This is a genomic window from Mesorhizobium metallidurans STM 2683 (assembly GCF_000350085.1).
Lineage (GTDB): Bacteria > Pseudomonadota > Alphaproteobacteria > Rhizobiales > Rhizobiaceae > Mesorhizobium > Mesorhizobium metallidurans.
On record NZ_CAUM01000008.1, the window covers coordinates 1 to 18,282 of the forward strand.

The window sequence follows — 18,282 nt, forward strand, 5'->3', positions numbered from 1 at the left end:
GTATAGTGACGGGGAGAAGGGAGCTGGTCGCAACGCTGGCGACCCCCTCTCCCCGTTCTTCACGGGGAGAGGGTAAGGGTGAGGGGCGGCGCCGAACTCAGCAAAGTAGGGCTAAATCACCGCCCGCCAATGACGCCGATATAGTCCGACACCCAGCGGTAATAGGGCACGCACTGGTTGTTGCCGGTGGCGCATTTCGACACCGGCGTCTTCCAGAACTTGATCTTGTCGAAATTGTCGTAGCCGTTGGTCTTGCAGCCTTCGTCACCCAGCAATTCGTTGCCCTTGCAGGCGGCGGGCACCACGGGCAGCGAACCGAACCATGCCGAGACATCGCCCTGCACCTTCGGCGACAGCGAATGCTCCAGCCACATATAGGCGCAGTTCGGGTTGGCGGCGTCCGCCCCCATCATGGTGGTGTCGGCCCAGCCGGTGACACCTTCCTCGGGTATGGTCGAAGAGACCGGCTTCTTGGCGGCAACCAGGGTGTTGACCTGATAGGGCCACGAGCCCGAAGCAACGACGCCTTCGTTCTGGAAGTCGTCGACCTGGATGGCGGCGTCATGCCAGTAGCGACCGACCAGCGTGCGCTGAACACGCAGCAGGTCGAGTGCAGCCTTATACTGGTCCTCGGTCAGCTCGTAGGGATCCTTGATGCCGAGCTCCGGCTTGTGGAACATCAGGTAGTTGGCGGCGTCGGCAATGTGGATCGGCCCGTCATAGGCCTGCACGCGGCCCTTGTTCGACTTGCCGTCGGGCAGGTTCATCTCCTCGAAGACGACGTTCCAGCTCTTCGGCGCTTCCTTGAAGACGTCGGTGTTGTACATCAGCACGTTCGGTCCCCACTGGTAGGGCACGCCGTAATGGACGCCGTCGACCGTGAACCAGGGGGCGTCCTTCAATCGGTCGTCAACCGTCTTCCAACTTGGAACGAGATCGGTGTTGATCGGCTGGACGCGCTTGCCGGCAACCAGTCGCAGCGAGGCGTCGCCAGAGGCGGTGACAAGGTCGAAGCCGCCCTCGTTCATCAGCGAGACCATCTCGTCGGAAGTGTTGGCGGTCTTGACGTTGACCTTGCAGCCGGTGTCCTTCTCGAAGGACGTCACCCAGTCGTAGCCCTTGTCGGTTTCGCCGCGTTCGATATAGCCAGGCCAGGCAACGATGTTGACCTCGCCTTCGCCCTTGCCGAGTTCCTTGACCTGGGCGATGGCCTGGCCGGAGAAGGTCAGCGCAACCGTCATTGCAGTGCATGATTTCAGGAATGAATTCATCATCGATCTCCCGTTTGAAAAGCCGCACTGTTGACGGCGGCTTTGGTTCCCTGGAAGGAAAGTGCTGCGAAAATCCCGGTTTCGCAAATTCATTTATCAGAACGCCGATATCGGTTTTACCGATAGATTATCGGCCGATCTTGTCCGGCCGCTGGCGGACCATACGCTGCGACTGGGCGAGCCCGATAAAGTCGCGCGCCGCCTGCGGCAGGCCGGAGCCGCGGCGCCAGACCATGCCGACCTGGACGACCGGCAAGGCGCCGGAAATATCGCGCGATTCAATGCGGTCGCCTTCCAGCGACCAAGGCCGGTAGACCAGGTCGGGCAGCAGCGCCACACCCGCGCCGGTGGCGACGAGGCTGCGCACCGCCTCGACCGAACGGGTGCGGAATGCGACATGGGGCTTGGCGCCGATTGCCGCCAGCAGTTTTCCGGTGTTCTCCTCGATCTCGTCGACGGTCAGCATGATCAGTGGCTCCGAGGCGATATCACCAATGCCGATGATGTCGGCGCCGGCCAGCGGATGGCCGAGCGGCACCCAAAGCCGATAGGCCGAGACTTCGAGGATTTCCGATTGCAGCGCGGTGCGGTCGCGCAGATTCGAGGTGACCATCACAGCGATGTCGAGCTTGCCGCCGATCAGCAGGTGTTCGAGATAGTCGCCATTATCCTCGATGGCCGACACCTCGACGCCCGGATAGGCGCGGCGGTAGCGGGCGAGAAGATCCGACAGCACATAGCCGGCGACCAGCGAGGTGACGCCAAGCTGCAGGCGGCCGCCGGCCACGATCTGCTCGCCGAAGAAAGCACGACGCGCATCGGACACGTCGGCCAGGATCTTGGTCGCGTGGCGCAGGAACTGGTGGCCCTTATGGGTGATGTTGAGGCCACGTGGGTGGCGCTCGAACAGTTCGACGCCGAGATCGCTTTCCAGCTCCTTGATCGCCTCGGTGACCGACGATTGCGAGATAGACAGGTTCTGCGCGGCGCCCGACACCGTGCCCTGCTCGGCGACGGCGATGAAGAACTGCAGCTGGCGGATGGTGAAAGCCATGGCTGGACTAAACACCGGCGCGGCGGCGCTGGGAAGTGGGGTACAGGGTCAGATCCCGCTCTCGCTGCCGGCAATGCTCAGCCGCGCGCCGGACTGGGCAAGGGCCGCGGCGATATCGCTTGGCGGCTGCCGGTCGGTGGCGAGTTCAGAAAAGCCGTCGAAACCGCAGACCTGGACAAGACCCTGGCGGCCGAACTTGGTGTGGTCGGTGATGACCAGCGAACGCTGGCCGCGCGACAGCACCATGCGGGCGAATTCGGCCTCCTCCAGATCATAATCCATGACGCCCGTGACGGCATCGACGGCGCCGGTGGAAATCACGGCATGGCTGACGGAAAAGCGGCTGACGAACTCGATGGCCGAGACGCCGAACGCAGCGCCGGAATCGCTGCGCAACTCACCGCCGGCCATGTAGACCTTGTTGCCGTTGACGGTGGCCAGCGTGCGGGCGATGTCGGAGGAGTTGGTGACGACCGTCAGCCGCCGGTGGCCAAGCAGCTCGCGGGCAAGGAAAGAGGTGGTCGTGCCGGTGTCGAGCATGATCGATTCGCCGTCGCGGATGGTCGTCGCGACCATGCGCGCGATCGTCCGCTTGGCGTCGGCGTTTTCGCGCATGCGTCGTTCGAACGGTGCCTCGCCGACCATGGACGACAGGCCTACCGCGCCGTGCATCTTCAGGATGGAGCCGTCACTGGTGAGCGGCTTGACGTCGCGGCGCACGGTTTCCAGCGAGACGCCCAGCCGGTCGGCCAGGCTGGCGATGGTGACGGTGCCCTCCTCCTGCAGGAGACGCAGGATCTCACCATGCCGCTTCGAATGGATCATCGGGCTTTCCGCTCGCACTGTTGCGTTTCTGACCGGTTTTACGGCAAATATGCCCAGACTTACAAGAAGCTCGTACTATTTCGGGCAAAAAGACATAAAAAGCCACAGATTCTCGTTGACAAGCTAGGCCAGATGGCGCGAGATTATCGTTGTGACAGGCTCGTAACTGCTGCGGGAAAACGATGGCCGAGCCGCACAAAAATTCGCCTTTCCGAACGCCTGCAAAGCGCCCGGCACAGGGGAAATGGAATTTTGGGAATCCGCGGGGGCGGATGCCGGCGTCGAAGAACCCGGCACAGGGGCTCGTCGGTGCGGTGCGGGATACCAATCCTGGCATCCCGCACCGACGAGATTTTCACATTACCCCCTACCGCCGGCTGCCATCTTCGGGTCATCCATGGCCTTGTTGACCCCCCGCCAAACGAGGGACGAATCCTTGACTGTCGAAGACCGCATCCGCGCCCTGCCCTGCTGGACCGGCATGATCGAGATCGCGCCGCTGCCGGGCGGCCTGAGCAACGCCAACTATGTGGTCAAGGACGCGGCCGGGCGGCATGTCGTGCGCTTCGGCCAGGACTATCCGTTCCACCATGTCTTTCGCAAACGCGAGGTGATGACGGCGCGCGCGGCGCATGCCGCCGGTTTCGCGCCGGCCGTCCGCTACGACGAACCCGGCATCCTGGTGACGGAATTTCTCGGCGCCAAGGCCTATGTCGCGGAGGATGTGCGCGCCGATATCGGCCGCGTCGCCGCCCTGATGCGCGGCTTCCACCGTGAAATGCCCAATCATGTCTCGGGCGCCGGTTTCATGTTCTGGGTGTTTCACGTTATCCGCGACTATGCGCGCACGCTGGAGGAAGGTGGCAGCCGCAAGCTGAGCGACTTGCCGCGCTTTCTGACCCTGGCGGACGAACTCGAGCGGGCGCAGAAACTGCTGCCGATCGTCTTCGGCCATAATGATCTGCTGCCGGCAAATATTCTCGACGACGGCCATAGATTGTGGCTGATCGATTTCGAATATGCCGGCTTCAACACGGCGATGTTCGACCTTGCGGGGGCTGCCTCCAATGCCGGCCTGAGCGACGAGGAATCCTTCGCCTTCCTCACCGCCTATTTCATGAAAGAGCCGGACGAGGCGATCCGCCGCTCGCACGCGGCCATGCAATGTGCGTCGCTGCTGCGCGAGGCGATGTGGAGCATGGTATCCGAGCTTTATCTCAACGCGCCGCCCGGCGTCGATTACGTCGCCTACACCGACGAAAACCTGACGCGGCTGGACGCCGCGCTGGAGAACTACAGAACAAAATACGGGATGCAGACATCATGACCTTGCCCAGCCATGCCGAGATCGTGGTCATCGGCGGCGGCATCATCGGCTGTTCGACAGCCTATCATCTGGCGCGCGACCACAAGGCCGATGTCGTGCTCCTGGAACAGGGCAAGCTGACCTCGGGCTCGACCTGGCACGCCGCCGGGCTGGTCGGCCAACTGCGCTCGTCGGCCTCGATCACGCGCGTGCTCAAATATTCGGTCGATCTCTACAAGGGGTTGGAGGCCGAGACCGGGCTGGCCACTGGCTGGAAGATGACCGGCTGCCTCAGGCTCGCGACCAATGCCGACCGCTGGACCGAATACAAGCGGCTGGCGACGACGGCGAAAAGCTTCGGCATGGACATGCAGTTGCTGTCGCCGGCCGAGGTCAAGACGATGTGGCCGCTCCTGGAAACCGGCGATCTCGTCGGCGCCTCCTGGCTGCCGACCGACGGGCAGGCGAGCCCTTCCGACATCACCCAGTCGCTGGCCAAGGGCGCACGCATGCATGGCGCCAGGCTGTTCGAGGATGTCCGCGTCACCGGCTTCGAGATGAAGGATGGCCGCATCAGCGCGGTGAAGACCAGCAAGGGCGACATCGCCTGCGACAAGGTGGTGAACTGCGCCGGGCAATGGGCGCGGCAGGTCGGGGCGCTGGCCGGCATCAACGTGCCGCTGCAAGCGGTGAAGCACCAGTACATCATCACCTCGAAGATCGAGGGACTGGCGAGCGACGCGCCGACCATCCGCGACCCGGATCGCCGCACCTATTTCAAGGAAGAGGTCGGCGGGCTGGTGATGGGCGGCTATGAGCCCAATCCGCAGGCCTGGACGACCGGCCTGCCCGGCGGCGATGTGCCCGATGCCTGGGAGTTCCGGCTGTTCGATGACGATTACGATCATTTCGAGCAGCATATGAACCAGGCGATCGCGCGGATTCCCGCGCTGGAAAGCGCCGGCGTCAAGCAGATGATCAATGGGCCGGAGAGTTTCACGCCGGACGGCAATTTCATCCTCGGCGTCGCACCCGAATGCGCCAACATGTTCGTCGGCGCCGGCTTCAACGCGTTTGGCATCGCGTCCGGCGGCGGCGCCGGCTGGGTGCTGGCGCAATGGGTGGTTGACGGCGAAGCGCCGCTCGACCTGTGGGTGGTCGACATCAGGCGTTTTTCGGGCCTGCACCGCGACCGGCAATGGGTCCGCGACCGCACGCTGGAAGCCTATGGCAAGCACTACACGATCGGCTTCCCGCATGAGGAATATCTTTCAGGCCGGCCGCGCATCGTCTCGCCACTCTATGCGCGGCTGCAAGAGCACCGTGCGGTGTTCGGCTCGAAGCTCGGCTGGGAGCGGCCGAACTGGTTCGCCCCCGAAGGCGTCGGGCCTGAGGACGTCTATTCGATGGGCCGGCAGAACTGGTTTTCGGCCGTCGGCGACGAGCACCGGCATGTGCGCGAAAACGTCGGCATTTTCGACCAATCGTCCTTCGCCAAATACGAGATGTGCGGCGCCGATGCGCAGAAGGCGCTTGACTGGATCTGCGCCAACGACGTCGCCAAGCCGATCGGCCGGTTGACCTACACGCAGCTTCTCAACACGCGCGGCGGCATCGAGGCCGACCTGACGGTGGCGCGGCTCGGCGAGGAGAAATTCTACATCGTCACCGGCACCGCTTTCCGCACGCATGATTTCTCCTGGATCGGCGACCATGTCGGCAAGGAGCTTGACGTCCGGCTCACCGATGTCACTGAGGATTTCGGTACGCTGTCGCTGATGGGGCCGCGCGCCCGCGATGTGCTGGCCGCGGTAACCGCTGCGGATGTGTCGAACACCGGCTTCCCGTTCGGCCATGCGCGCGAGATTGCTGTCGCCGGCCACACGATAAGGGCGCTGCGTGTCACCTATGTCGGCGAACTCGGCTGGGAGCTGCATGTGCCGATCGCGGCGGCGGGCGAGGTCTTCGATGCGCTGATGAAAGCGGGGGAGGCATACAATATCCGCCCCGTCGGCTACCGGGCGCTGGAATCGCTGCGGCTGGAGAAGGGCTACCGCGCCTGGGGAGCCGATATCACGCCCAACGACACGCCAGAGGAAGCGGGCCTTGGCTGGGCGGTGAAGCTCAGGAAGAACACGGATTTCGTCGGCCGGCGGGCGCTTGAAAAGATCAACGGTGCGGCGCTGAAAAAACGCTTTGCCGGTTTCACGGTCGATAATCCGGAAACCGTGCTGCTCGGGCGCGAGACGATCCTGCGCAATGGCGAGCCGGTGGGTTATCTAACCAGCGGCGGCTATGGCTACACGGTCGGCAAGAACATCGGTTACGGCTATGTGCGCAACGCCGACGGCGTCAGCGATGATTTTCTCGCCTCCGGCGACTACGAGCTGGTGGTGGCGATCGAACGGACACCGGCACGGATTCACCTTCAGCCGCTTTACGATCCAGCCGGATCAAGGGTCAAGGCGTAGCTTCAGCTTACGCGCAGAACGAGGCCGCGGCTGGGCACGGTATCCGTCTCACCCGGCATCGAGACATAGGGCGGCGTTTCCTCGGCTCGCGTTATGATGCCCTTCGCCTCGATCTCGGCGATGCGCGCGGCAAATCCTGCGTCCCACAGCGTGTTCTTGACCGTCAGCACGATGATGCCACCCGGCCGGCTGATGCGGATCAGTTCGTCCAGCCCCTCGACGCCGACATGGCCCGAGGTGAAGACGCCGGCCGATACGATCCCGGCATAGGCATCATCGGCGAAAGGCAGCGGCCCGCCGAGCGCCAGGCAGTGAAGCGCCGAATAGACGCCCTTGCGCGTGGCCTGGGCCAGCATGCCTTCCGAAATGTCGAGCGCCTCGACTTGCGGATAGCCCGTAATGGCAAGCCATTCGCCGATGAGGCCGGTGCCCGCCCCGGCATCGAGCAGCGGTGCCGCGCCGCGCGGCAGATGGCGGGCAAGCAAGGCAAGGCAGATTGTCGGATGGCGATAACCGGCCGCCGACATGTCGGCGTCGTAGGTATCGGACCAGCTGTCATAGAGGGCCGCCACGTCCTCGGGCCGCTTCGCCGCATAGGCAGCGGCGAGCGCGCCTTTGTTCTTTTTGTCCGTCATCCGGTCCCGTCCGCCGACTCGTGGGCTCATACGCCATCCGAATGATAGCCAAATGGCGAAAATTGTGGAACCGTCGCCGCGAGAAAATAACGCTGTGAAAAGAAGGGCGAAGCGGTGGTGGTTGACGAGGCACGCGCGAGGCTTGCGGCCATTCCGATGCTGGCCGGCTATAACGGGCCGCTGGAACGCCTTGGCGGCCTCACCAATTTCGTCTTCAGGGCCGGAGATGCCTGCCTGCGCATCCCCGGCATGAGCACCGAGGAATATATCAACCGCGCCAATGAGGCGGTGGCGGCGCAGGAAGCCGCCAAGGCCGGCGTCAGCCCCGAAGTGCTGCATGCCGACGGCAAGACGGGCATCATGGTCACGCGCTTTATCGCCGGCGCCGAGACGATGTCGCCGGAAAAGTTCAAGATCCGGCCAGGCAGCCCGGCGCGCGCCGCCGAAGCCTTACGCAAACTGCATACATCGGGTGCGGTCTTCCCCTTTCGATTCGAGCTGTTTGCGATGATCGACGACTATCTGAAGGTGCTGTCGACGAAGGATGTCGCGTTGCCCGCCGGCTACCACGACGTCGTGCGCGAAGCCGGGACGGTGCGGGGGGCGCTTGCAGCGCATCCTCTGCCGCTTGCCGCCTGCCATTGCGATCCGCTGTGCGAGAACTTCCTCGATACGGGCGAGCGGATGTGGATCGTCGACTGGGAGTATTCGGGGATGAACGATCCGCTGTGGGACCTCGGCGACCTCAGCGTCGAAGGACAGTTCGACGCGACACAGGACGAAGAGATGATGCGTGCCTATTTCGACGGCGAACCGACGCCGGCGGAGCGCGGCCGTGTCGTCATCTACAAGGCGATGTGCGATCTCCTGTGGACGTTGTGGGGGCTGATCCAGCTTGCCAACAACAACCCTGTCGACGATTTCCGCGCCTATGCCGACGGGCGGTTCGCACGCTGCAAGGCGCTGATGGAAACGCCTGAGTTTTCAAAGCATCTGGCGGTGGTGCACGAAGGTTAAACCGGCTCGGTTCAATTCACGCCCTTCGGCACGTTCTCAGGCGGCACCGTGTCGACCACCTTCTGACGGTGGAAGATGAACAGGCCGGCGAGAACGATGACGCCCGAGCCAATCAGGATGCGGGGGCCGGGAACGTCGCCGAAGAACACCAGCCCGAAGACCACCGCCCACAAGAGCAGCGTGTAGTGCAGCGGCGCCAGCGTCGACGCCGGCGCCAGCTTCAGCGCCCTGGTGATCATCAGATGCGCGCCGCAGGAGACGATGCCGAGCAGCAGCATGGCGCCGAAATCAAGTGCGGATGGCGTCTGCCAATTGCCGATGGTCAGCACCGCACCGACCAGCAGCGTGCCGATGGTCTGCCAGGTGACGAGCGAGGTGTCGCTGGTGCCACGCAGCCGGCGGTTGAGGATGATGGCGAAGGCGAACGAAATACTTCCGACCACCGCAAAGATCGAGGACAGCGAAAACGCCGACGACGATGGTTTCAGCATGATCAGCACGCCGCAGAAGCCGACCAGGATCGCCACCCAGCGGCGCCAGCCGACCTTTTCGCCGAGCAGAAGATGGGAAAGTGCGGCAACATAGATCGGCCCGGCCATGTAGAAGCTCATGACGTCGGCGAGCGGCAGATAGACGACGGCAGCATAGAACAGCGCGGTGTCGAGCGTCGTCATGACGACCCGCAAAACCTGCAATTCGATACGCTCCACGCGAAACAGCTTGCCGGCGCCCTGATTGGCGATCATCGGGCCAAGCACGAAAAAGGCGCCGAGCGAGCGGATCAGCACGACCTGGCCGACGGAAAAGCTGGCAACCAGCCATTTGCCCATCGCATCGTTCAACGCAAACAGGAAATCGCCGGCCAGCATCAGCAGAATGCCCACCAGCAGCACATTCCTGATCGTGAGTTTCTCGGTGACTGCCATGACCGACATCAGTTCCTTTCGGCGGCGGGCGGGTAAGGCGGTTGGTACAGCGGCAGCGGCAACGTGGCGAGCGAAATCAAGCTGCCCGACAAGGCCAACTATGCAAATTCGACTGACCTGCAGTTCATTGAATCCTCGTGTGTAGTTGGCTTGTCGGGAGCTCTCAAGGTCTCGCGCACGAGACAAAAAAATGCTAGCAATGCATTGTTATAGGGGGATGTTTTGATGGAATCCTATGCTGCGGTAGCTTCAGCAGTTCTATCTGCTGTGGCGATATTTGTTGCCTGGAGCCAGTTCAAAAAAGGAGAATACAGAATCGACCACGTTACAGCGTGGGGCAATGACGTTATCTCCAACCTTCAAGAGGTCTATCTAGTTATTTCAGTGCCCACTGATGTCATCAGCGAAAAGCAAAAAAGAGAACGACTGGTGGAATTGTGTTTTAATTCGTCGATATTGACCGGAAAAGGGAGAATTTTCTTCAAGAATCAGATTCTTGACACATACGGCGCCGCTAAGCCAGCGGCCTACAGAGGCTACCGCCCCAAGATTCTAGACCCTCTGGTAGTCGCCCATGAAATCTCAAAAGATTGGTTTAAGTCTGACACCCAAAGGCGAGATCGGCTGGCGCGCCTAGCCTACGAGAACGTCAGGCAATTTGTTTCCCTAGCTCAAAAGGAAGTCGGGCGCAGTAAGACGACTTCGGCAGATACCGCGCAAGGAGGCCAAGGAGTCAATCTTGAGCGCCTATTAGCTGCTCTTCCCGACTGAAGTCATTGTGCTGCCGGTTCGGCTGGGGGCCGCGGCCGGATGATGACCGGGCGATAGATCACCGGCCTCTCCCACGAATCGAAAGCCGAGGCGCTTCGCAACTCCGCGCGCCGCTCGAGATCGATGCGCTGCAGGCATTCGGCGAAGGCGTCATTCTTCTTGGTGAAGCCGTAGGACCGGCATTTCGCCTCATCGGCGGCGCGACGATCCTGCGCCGTCATGCAGCCCGTGCAGAGCAGCGCCAGCGTGGCCACCATCACAGTCTTTTGCCACATCGCATAATCCTCCTCTCAACACCTTAAAGTGGAGGTTTATTGTAGACTTAATTGTGACCAAGCGAAGCGGAGAGCCTTGACGCAGAGAGGCCGGCCTGTTGGGCCTGCCGAGTTCGGCTCAACAGGCCGTCTTGTGCCTGCGGTTCACCTGCGCCGGCCGGCCGGCGATCGACAGCCGTGTCTCCTGCTTCGTCCGCTCCGCAACCACCTTGCCCCTGGCGATGACACACAGACGCTCAGGGCGCAAGCGTATCGCCTCGACCGGATTGCCGGCATCGAGGACAACGAGGTTGGCGCGCTTGCCGACGGCCAAGCCAAGGTAGTCAAGGCCCATGATTGCGGCGTTGACATTGGTGACCATGTCGAAGCAGCGCGCCATGTCGGCGGGGCTCGACATCTGGGCGACGTGCAGGCCCATAAAGGCGACGTCGAGCATGTCTGCGGTGCCCAGCGAATACCAGGGGTCGAGCACGCAATCCTGGCCCCAGCCGACACGGATGCCCATGGCCAGCATCTCCTTGACGCGGGTCAGGCCTCGGCGCTTGGGAAAATTGTCGTGGCGGCCCTGCAGCATGATGTTGATCAGCGGATTGGGGATCGCCGACACGCCCGCCTCGGCGATCATCGGCAACAGCTTGGAGACGTAGTAATTGTCCATCGAATGCATGGAGGTGAGGTGCGAGCCGGCCACCCTGCCCTGCAAACCAAGGCGTTGCGTTTCATAGGCCAGCTGTTCGATATGGCGCGACAGCGGGTCATCGGTCTCGTCGCAATGCAGGTCGACCATCAGCCCGCGGTTTGCCGCGATTTCGCACAGTTCCGTCACCGAACGCGTGCCGTCGGCCATGGTCCGCTCGAAATGCGGAATGCCGCCAACGATGTCGACGCCAAGGTCAAGCGCGCGGATGGTATTGTCGCGCGCCGTCGGCGAGCGGTAGAATCCATCCTGCGGGAAGGCGACCAGTTGCAGGTCGATATAGGGCGCGACCGTCTTCTTCACATCGAGCAGGGCTTCGACCGCCAGCAGCCTGTCGTCGCAGACATCGACATGGGTGCGGATGGCGAGCAGGCCCATGGATACCGCCCAGTCGCAATAGGCGAGTGCGCGCTGGCGCACCGCCTCATGGGTCAACAGCGGCTTCAACTCGCCCCACAGCGAGATGCCCTCCAGCAGCGTGCCCGACGCATTGATGCGCGGGATGCCGTAGGAGAGCGTGGCGTCCATGTGGAAATGCGGATCGACGAAGGGCGGCGAGACCAGATTGCCATGGGCATCGACCGCCGTGCCCGCGGTGACGTTCAGTTCAGGCTCGATCGTCGCGATCGTCTCGCCGATAATGCCGATGTCGGCAATCGTGCCGTCGGGCAGCGTGCCGCCTCGCACGATAAGGTCGAAATCCATCTGTCGCCATCCTCTTCTAGGAATCACCGTGTCATCGTGGCGCAAAAGACAGCTTGCCGCAGCCGTTTGTTTCAACGGGGGTAGAAGGTTCCATCCGGACGCAACTCGCTCTATAAGCCGCCTTTCGCCCCCGTGGCGAATCCGAAATTCGTCTTAGCCAGGCATGGGATCAGCCATTTGTTTCGCTTCTTCCGTTCGACGGAAAACCAGCGCCTTATCGCAAGGCTGGTCAGGGAATCCTTCCGCGAGCACAAGTTTGGTTATGGCGCCGCCATAGCGTCGATGCTGGTGGTGGCCGCGACGACGGGCGCCAGCGCCTGGATCCTGCGCGAAATCACCAATGAATTCGTGATCTACAAGAGGGTAGAGCGCGTCAACTGGATTGCCGCGACGGTTGCCGCGATCTTCGTCGCCAAGGGCATCGCCAATTTCGTCCAGGCCTACTTCATGAGCCGGGTCGGCAACAGCATCATCGCCGAACGGCAACGCAAGATCTACGACCGCATCCTGGAGCAAGGCATCGAATTCTACCATTCGACCTCGTCGTCCGACCTGATCACCCGCATGACCAACAACGCGCAGGCGGCGCGCAGCGTGCTCGACCTCGTCGTCACGTCCTATGTGCGCGACCTGTTGACCTTGCTTGTCCTGGTGGGGGTCATGGTCTGGCAGCAGCCGGCGCTGTCCCTGATCTGCTTCGTCGTCGGGCCAGTAGCCATCTACGGCGTCAACCGCATCCTGAAGCGTGTCCGCAAGATCGCCGCGCAGGAATTCCGCTCGCTCGGCCAGATCGTGCAGGTGATGCAGGAAACGGCAATCGGCGTGCGTGTCGTCAAATCCTTCGGTCTCGAAGGCGCGATGCGCAAGCGCATGTACAAGGCGGTGTCCGATGTCGAGAACCGCGCCAACAACATTGCCACACTGGAGGCCGCCACCAGCCCGGTGATGGAAACGCTTGCCGGACTGGCGATCTCCGGCGCCATTCTGGTCAGCGGCCTGCTGGTCCTGCAGGGCGGCCAGATGCCGGGCAACATCATGGCCTTCATCGCGGCGCTGCTGCTTGCCTATGAACCGGCCAAGCGCCTGGCCCGCGTGCGCATATCGCTGGAGACGGGCATCGTCGGCGTGCGCATGATGTTCCAACTCGCCGACCGGCCGCTGACGCTGGCCGAAAAGCCGGATGCCAAGCCGCTGCGGCCGGGGCCGGGCGAAATCCGGTTCGAGGATGTCAGCTTTGCCTATCCGGAAAGCCCGCCGGTGTTCGAGGGGCTCGACCTGACGCTGGCGGCCGGCAAGATGACGGCGCTGGTCGGGCCATCGGGCGGCGGCAAGTCGACCATCCTCAATCTGATCATGCGCATGTACGACCCGCAGAGCGGCAAGGTGCTGTTCGACAGCCAGGACATCTCCGACGCAACCATCGCTTCGCTCAGGGAAAAGATCGCCTATGTCAGCCAGGACACGTTCCTGTTTGCCGGCACGATCATGCACAATATCCGGCTTGGGCGTCAGGACGCCACCGACGACGAGGTGATCGCCGCCGCCAGGGCCGCCAATGCGCATGACTTCATCAATGCCCTGGCGAAAGGCTATGAGACGGATGTGGGCGAGAACGGCGCGCTGCTTTCCGGCGGCCAGCGCCAGCGCATCTCGATCGCGCGCGCCATGCTGCGCAATGCGGAGATCCTGCTGCTCGACGAGGCGACCAGCGCGCTCGACGCCGAATCCGAGGCGCTGTTCCGCGACGCGCTGCAGCAACTGACGGTCGGGCGCACGACGATCGTCATCGCGCACCGGCTGTCGACTGTGCACCAGGCCGACACGATCGTGGTTCTGGAGGCCGGCAAGGTGGTGGAAAGCGGCCCGCACAAAACCTTGCTCAAGCAGGGCGGGCTTTATCAGAAGCTTTATGAGTATCAGTTGATGCCGTGAGGCGGGTTGCCCGACGTGGGAGCCAGGCCCCCTCATCCGGCCCTTCGGGCCACCTTCTCCCCGAGGGGAGAAGAGATCGCCAACGCCGGCCCCTGCCTCTTCTCCCCAGTGGGAGAAGGTGGCCGCGAAGCGGGCGGATGAGGGGGCCAGGGCGCAACCTACTCCGGCACGTGCCTCACAGCACCCTTGTCGGCGCTGGTGGCGAAGGCGGCATAGGCCCGCAAGGCCGTCGTCACCTTGCGCTTGCGCTTCTCCTCGGGTTTCCAGGCCAAGGCACCCCTGCCCTCCATAGCCGCGCGACGCGCGGCCAGTTCGGCGTCACTGACCGCAAGACGAATGGTGCGATTGGGAATGTCGATCTCGATCGTGTCGCCTTCCCTGACCAGCCCGATCAGTCCGCCCTCCGCCGCTTCCGGCGAGACATGGCCGACCGACAGGCCTGACGTGCCGCCGGAGAAGCGGCCATCGGTGACCAGCGCGCAGGCCTTGCCCAGGCCCTTCGACTTCAGATAGCTGGTCGGGTAGAGCATTTCCTGCATGCCGGGGCCGCCGCGCGGCCCTTCATAGCGGATGACGACGACGTCGCCGGCCTTGATCTCGTTCGAGAGGATCGCTTTCACGGAGGCGTCCTGGCTTTCGAACACCCGCGCCGGCCCGGTGAATTTCAGGATCGACTCATCGACGCCGGCGGTCTTCACGATGCAGCCGTCAAGCGCCAGATTGCCCTTCAGCACGGCAAGGCCGCCGTCTTTCGAGAAAGGCGTCTGCGCCGAGCGGATGACGCCCTTCTCGCGGTCGAGATCGAGTTCGTCCCAGCGGCGGTCCTGGCTGAAGGCGACCTGCGTCGGCACGCCGCCTGGCGCCGCGAGGAAGAAGTCGCGGACATTCTGGCTGGTCGTGCGCGAAATGTCCCAATGGTCGAGCGCCTCGCCGAGGCTTGCCGTATGCACGGTCGGCAGATCGCGATTGATCAAGCCGGCACTGTCGAGCTGGCCGAGGATCGCCATGATGCCACCGGCACGATGGACATCCTCCATATGGACGTCGGATTTTGCCGGCGCCACCTTGCACAGCACCGGAACCCGCCGCGACAGCCGGTCGATGTCTTCCATGGTGAAGTCGACCTCGCCTTCATGCGCGGCCGCCAGTATGTGCAGCACGGTATTGGTCGAGCCGCCCATGGCGATGTCGAGCGTCATGGCGTTCTCGAAGGCGCCCTTGGAGGCGATGCTGCGCGGCAGCGCGGTGTCGTCGTCCTGCTCGTAATAGCGCTGGGCGAGATCGACAACGAGATGGCCGGCCTCGACGAAGAGACGCTTGCGATCGGCGTGGGTCGCCAGCGTCGAGCCGTTGCCGGGCAGCGACAGGCCCAGCGCCTCGGTCAGGCAATTCATCGAATTGGCGGTGAACATGCCCGAGCAGGAACCGCAGGTCGGGCAGGCCGAGCGCTCGATGACCTTGACGTCCTCGTCGGAGATCTTGTCGTCGGCGGCCGCGACCATGGCGTCGACCAGATCGAGCGCCTGCGTCTTGCCGGCGAGCACCACCTTGCCGGCTTCCATCGGGCCGCCGGAGACGAAGACGGTCGGGATGTTGAGGCGCAGCGAGGCCATCAACATGCCAGGCGTGATCTTGTCGCAATTGGAGATGCAGACCATGGCGTCGGCGCAATGCGCGTTGACCATGTATTCGACGGAGTCGGCGATCAGCTCACGCGACGGCAGCGAATAGAGCATGCCGTCATGGCCCATGGCGATGCCGTCATCGACGGCGATGGTGTTGAACTCCTTGGCGACACCGCCGGCCTTTTCGATCTCGCGCGCCACCAGCTGCCCAAGGTCCTTGAGGTGGACGTGGCCCGGCACGAACTGGGTGAAGGAATTGACCACGGCGATGATCGGCTTGCCGAAATCAGAATCCTTCATGCCGGTGGCGCGCCACAGGCCGCGGGCGCCGGCCATGTTGCGGCCGTGAGTGGTGGTGCGGGAACGATAGGCGGGCATGAACTTTCCTTAGCTGGCTGGCCGCGCCGAGGGATGGCGCGGCGGCGCTGAATCGGACCGCAGGCGTTATAGACGCCGAAGCCTGGTCTGGCCACAATTTTGCGGTGCGCCAGATGTTCCCGAGAAAATCTGATGACTCTGTCGGATTGCGTGCCGCCCGAGCGTCCTTGGGCAAACGGCAGGGCAAAATACCAACGCCAAGCCAGGCCGTTTCACTGTGATAGCCAACTGCAACAGCCCGAGGAGCAAGACATGCAAAAGATCACCCCCTGCCTGTGGTTCGACGGTCAGGCCGAGGAGGCCATGAACCACTACATCTCCATCTTCAAGAATTCGAAGGTGCTGAGCGTGATGCGTTGGCCCGAGGGCAGTCCCAGCGAAGGCAAGGTTCTTGTGACTTCGTTCGAACTCGACGGCGTCGAATTCCAGGCGCTCAACGGCGGGCCGCAATTCAAGTTCACCGAGGCAGTCTCGCTCTCCATCAACTGCAAGACGCAGGAAGAAGTCGACCATTTCTGGGACAGGCTCATCGAGGGTGGTGGCGAGCCCAGCCAGTGCAGCTGGCTGAAGGACAAGTTCGGCCTTTCCTGGCAGGTCGTTCCCGAGCAATTGCCGAAGCTGCTGCTGGACCCGGATACGGAAAAGGCCGGCCGTGTCATGCAGGCGATGATGCAGATGACCAAGATCGACATCGCCAAGATCGAAGAGGCAGCCAGGGGGTGATCGAACGCGCTCGTCCCTTCTCCCACAAGGGGGAAGGGCCGCAGCTCATGCCGCCTTGTCGCGGACCTGATAATCCTTCACCGCCGCAAAACGGATCGCCTTCCAGCGCTCGGCCTCGTAATTGAGCGAAAAGGCGTGCTGGGCGAGGAACACCGGGTCGTTGTCGAGGTCGCGGGCAATGTCGCCGCGATGCGCCTCGATAAAGCGCTGGACCTCAGCCTTGTCGTCGGCAGAGATCCAGCGGCAGACGGAAAAGCGCGACATCTCGAAATCGACCGGCAGCGTGTATTCGAAGTTAAGCCGTTCCTTGAGCACGTCGAGCTGCAGGGCGCCGACGACGCCGACGATTGCCGGCGAGCCGTCCTCCGGCGAAAACAGCTGCACGACGCCTTCCTCGGCCATCTGATGCAGTGCTTCCTTGAGCTTTTTGGCCTTCATCGCATCGCCGAGACGGACACGGCGCAGGATTTCCGGGGCGAAATTGGGCACACCGCGGAACAGGATTTCCTCACCTTCGGTCAGTGTGTCGCCGATGCGCAGCGTGCCGTGATTGGGGATGCCGACAACGTCGCCGGCAAAGGCCTCGTCGGCGGTGACGCGGGTGCGGGCGAAGAAGAATTGCGGCGCCGACAGGCTCATCGGCTTGCCCGTGCGCACCAGCTTGGCCTTCATGCCGCGCTCGAGCTTGCCCGAGCAGACACGGACGAAGGCGATGCGGTCGCGGTGATTGGGGTCCATGTTGGCCTGTATCTTGAAGACGAAGGAGGTCATCTTCTCCTCGGTCGCCTCGACCTTGCGGCTGTCGGCCTCCTGCGCACGCGGCGGCGGCCCGAACGCGCCGAGCGCCTCGATCAGGTCGCGCACGCCATAATTGCGCAGCGCCGAACCGAAATAGACCGGCGTCAGGTGACCCTCGCGGAAGGCTTCTATATCAAGGGGTCTGCACGCTTCCCGCGCGAGCTCCAGTTCCTCGATGAAGGCCTCGCGCTCGTTTTCCGGCAAAAGCCCGGCGACGCGATTGGAATCGGGGCCGTTAACCGGCGTCCGCTCCTTCTCGGCGTCGCCCTTGCGCACGGCGTTCAGCGCCAGATGGTAGGTGCCGGAGAAGGTTTTTCCCCGACCGATCGGCCAGGTGATGGGTGCTGTGTCGAGCGCCAGCTTCTGTTCGATCTCGTCGAGTATCTCGAACGGGTCGCGGCTTTCGCGGTCCATCTTGTTGACGAAGGTGATGATCGGGATGTCGCGCAGCCGGCAGACCTCGAACAGTTTCAGCGTGCGCGGCTCGATGCCCTTGGCGGCATCGATGACCATGACGGCCGAGTCAACCGCCGAGAGCGTGCGGTAGGTATCGTCGGCGAAATCCTCGTGGCCGGGCGTGTCCAAGAGGTTGAAGACATTGTCCTCATACTCGAAGGTCATCACCGAAGTGACGACGGAAATGCCGCGCTCGCGCTCGATCTTCATCCAGTCGGACCGGGTCTGGATGCGGTCCTTCTTGGCCTTGACCTCGCCGGCCAGTTGGATGGCGCCACCGAACAGCAGCAGCTTTTCGGTCAGCGTCGTCTTGCCGGCGTCGGGATGCGCGATGATCGCGAACGTGCGGCGGCGCGATACCGCGTTTTCGATGTCTTCAGCCAATGTCTGGAATCCTGTCTGTGGCGCGGGCTTCTA

15 protein-coding genes are annotated in these 18,282 nt (G+C 63.0%); 6 read left to right on the forward strand and 9 right to left on the reverse strand.

Annotation, left to right across the window (positions count from 1 at the left end; translation table 11 throughout):
* Nucleotides 1-116: 116 nt before the first annotated feature.
* The 3 genes from MESS2_RS02065 to MESS2_RS02075 form a co-directional block, all read right to left on the reverse strand.
* Nucleotides 117-1,271, reverse strand: a complete 1,155-nt coding sequence (locus tag MESS2_RS02065) for an ABC transporter substrate-binding protein (protein WP_040591848.1) — start codon at nt 1,269-1,271, stop codon at nt 117-119.
* A 127-nt stretch (nt 1,272-1,398) separates the two neighbouring features.
* Nucleotides 1,399-2,325, reverse strand: a complete 927-nt coding sequence (locus MESS2_RS02070) for a LysR family transcriptional regulator (RefSeq protein ID WP_008872390.1) — start codon at nt 2,323-2,325, stop codon at nt 1,399-1,401.
* A 48-nt stretch (nt 2,326-2,373) separates the two neighbouring features.
* A complete protein-coding gene (locus MESS2_RS02075; RefSeq protein ID WP_008872391.1) occupies nt 2,374-3,150 on the reverse strand; it encodes a DeoR/GlpR family DNA-binding transcription regulator in 777 nt (258 codons plus the stop codon).
* Nucleotides 3,151-3,586: 436 nt separating this feature from the next.
* Between MESS2_RS02075 and MESS2_RS02080 the strand changes: the two genes are divergently transcribed.
* Nucleotides 3,587-4,477 (forward strand): phosphotransferase family protein, encoded by an 891-nt coding sequence (locus MESS2_RS02080; RefSeq protein ID WP_008872392.1) that lies wholly within the window; start codon nt 3,587-3,589, stop codon nt 4,475-4,477.
* On the forward strand, nt 4,474-6,927 hold the full coding sequence (locus MESS2_RS02085) for a GcvT family protein (protein WP_008872393.1): 2,454 nt from the start codon (nt 4,474-4,476) through the stop codon (nt 6,925-6,927). Before MESS2_RS02080 ends, MESS2_RS02085 begins: the two co-directional genes overlap by 4 nt.
* 2 nt (nt 6,928-6,929) lie before the next feature.
* On the opposite strand, the gene MESS2_RS02090 is transcribed toward MESS2_RS02085, so the two are convergent.
* The gene (locus MESS2_RS02090) at nt 6,930-7,562 is read right to left on the reverse strand and encodes a class I SAM-dependent DNA methyltransferase (RefSeq protein WP_008872394.1); all 633 of its coding nucleotides are present in this window, start codon (nt 7,560-7,562) and stop codon (nt 6,930-6,932) included.
* Nucleotides 7,563-7,676: 114 nt separating this feature from the next.
* On the opposite strand from MESS2_RS02090, the gene MESS2_RS02095 reads away from it, so the two are divergent.
* A complete protein-coding gene (locus MESS2_RS02095; RefSeq protein ID WP_008872395.1) occupies nt 7,677-8,579 on the forward strand; it encodes a phosphotransferase family protein in 903 nt (300 codons plus the stop codon).
* Between the two features lie 11 nt (nt 8,580-8,590).
* Here MESS2_RS02095 and MESS2_RS02100 read toward each other — a convergent pair whose 3' ends face one another.
* A complete protein-coding gene (locus MESS2_RS02100) occupies nt 8,591-9,514 on the reverse strand; it encodes a DMT family transporter (protein ID WP_008872396.1) in 924 nt (307 codons plus the stop codon).
* A 216-nt stretch (nt 9,515-9,730) separates the two neighbouring features.
* Between MESS2_RS02100 and MESS2_RS02105 the strand changes: the two genes are divergently transcribed.
* Nucleotides 9,731-10,276 (forward strand): hypothetical protein, encoded by a 546-nt coding sequence (locus MESS2_RS02105; protein WP_157357578.1) that lies wholly within the window; start codon nt 9,731-9,733, stop codon nt 10,274-10,276.
* Nucleotides 10,277-10,278: 2 nt separating this feature from the next.
* On the opposite strand, the gene MESS2_RS02110 is transcribed toward MESS2_RS02105, so the two are convergent.
* Both MESS2_RS02110 and MESS2_RS02115 read right to left on the reverse strand, forming a co-directional pair.
* Complete coding sequence (locus MESS2_RS02110; protein ID WP_008872398.1) at nt 10,279-10,551, reverse strand: hypothetical protein; 273 nt, start codon at nt 10,549-10,551, stop codon at nt 10,279-10,281.
* A 118-nt stretch (nt 10,552-10,669) separates the two neighbouring features.
* Entirely contained in the window at nt 10,670-11,953 is a 1,284-nt protein-coding gene (locus MESS2_RS02115; protein WP_008872399.1) for an amidohydrolase family protein, read from the reverse strand.
* A 177-nt stretch (nt 11,954-12,130) separates the two neighbouring features.
* Between MESS2_RS02115 and MESS2_RS02120 the strand changes: the two genes are divergently transcribed.
* Nucleotides 12,131-13,885, forward strand: a complete 1,755-nt coding sequence (locus tag MESS2_RS02120; protein ID WP_008872400.1) for an ABC transporter ATP-binding protein — start codon at nt 12,131-12,133, stop codon at nt 13,883-13,885.
* A gap of 158 nt (nt 13,886-14,043) precedes the next feature.
* On the opposite strand, the gene ilvD is transcribed toward MESS2_RS02120, so the two are convergent.
* Entirely contained in the window at nt 14,044-15,888 is a 1,845-nt protein-coding gene (gene ilvD / locus MESS2_RS02125) for a dihydroxy-acid dehydratase (RefSeq protein ID WP_008872401.1), read from the reverse strand.
* 252 nt (nt 15,889-16,140) lie between these two features.
* Here ilvD and MESS2_RS02130 point away from each other — a divergent pair, with 252 nt between their 5' ends.
* Entirely contained in the window at nt 16,141-16,611 is a 471-nt protein-coding gene (locus tag MESS2_RS02130) for a VOC family protein (protein WP_008872402.1), read from the forward strand.
* Nucleotides 16,612-16,656: 45 nt separating this feature from the next.
* Here the strand turns inward: MESS2_RS02130 and MESS2_RS02135 are convergent, their stop codons facing one another.
* Nucleotides 16,657-18,249, reverse strand: a complete 1,593-nt coding sequence (locus tag MESS2_RS02135) for a peptide chain release factor 3 (RefSeq protein WP_008872403.1) — start codon at nt 18,247-18,249, stop codon at nt 16,657-16,659.
* Between the last annotated feature and the right edge of the window lie 33 nt (nt 18,250-18,282).

Coding starts and splice junctions, on each gene's coding strand:
- MESS2_RS02065 (WP_040591848.1), bottom strand. CDS start 1,271: ATGAATTCATTCCTGAAATCATGCACTGCAATGACGGTTGCGCTGACC.
- MESS2_RS02070 (WP_008872390.1), bottom strand. CDS start 2,325: ATGGCTTTCACCATCCGCCAGCTGCAGTTCTTCATCGCCGTCGCCGAG.
- MESS2_RS02130 (WP_008872402.1), top strand. CDS start 16,141: ATGCAAAAGATCACCCCCTGCCTGTGGTTCGACGGTCAGGCCGAGGAG.
- MESS2_RS02100 (WP_008872396.1), bottom strand. CDS start 9,514: ATGTCGGTCATGGCAGTCACCGAGAAACTCACGATCAGGAATGTGCTG.
- MESS2_RS02110 (WP_008872398.1), bottom strand. CDS start 10,551: ATGTGGCAAAAGACTGTGATGGTGGCCACGCTGGCGCTGCTCTGCACG.
- ilvD (WP_008872401.1), bottom strand. CDS start 15,888: ATGCCCGCCTATCGTTCCCGCACCACCACTCACGGCCGCAACATGGCC.
- MESS2_RS02105 (WP_157357578.1), top strand. CDS start 9,731: ATGGAATCCTATGCTGCGGTAGCTTCAGCAGTTCTATCTGCTGTGGCG.
- MESS2_RS02090 (WP_008872394.1), bottom strand. CDS start 7,562: ATGACGGACAAAAAGAACAAAGGCGCGCTCGCCGCTGCCTATGCGGCG.
- MESS2_RS02115 (WP_008872399.1), bottom strand. CDS start 11,953: ATGGATTTCGACCTTATCGTGCGAGGCGGCACGCTGCCCGACGGCACG.
- MESS2_RS02075 (WP_008872391.1), bottom strand. CDS start 3,150: ATGATCCATTCGAAGCGGCATGGTGAGATCCTGCGTCTCCTGCAGGAG.
- MESS2_RS02085 (WP_008872393.1), top strand. CDS start 4,474: ATGACCTTGCCCAGCCATGCCGAGATCGTGGTCATCGGCGGCGGCATC.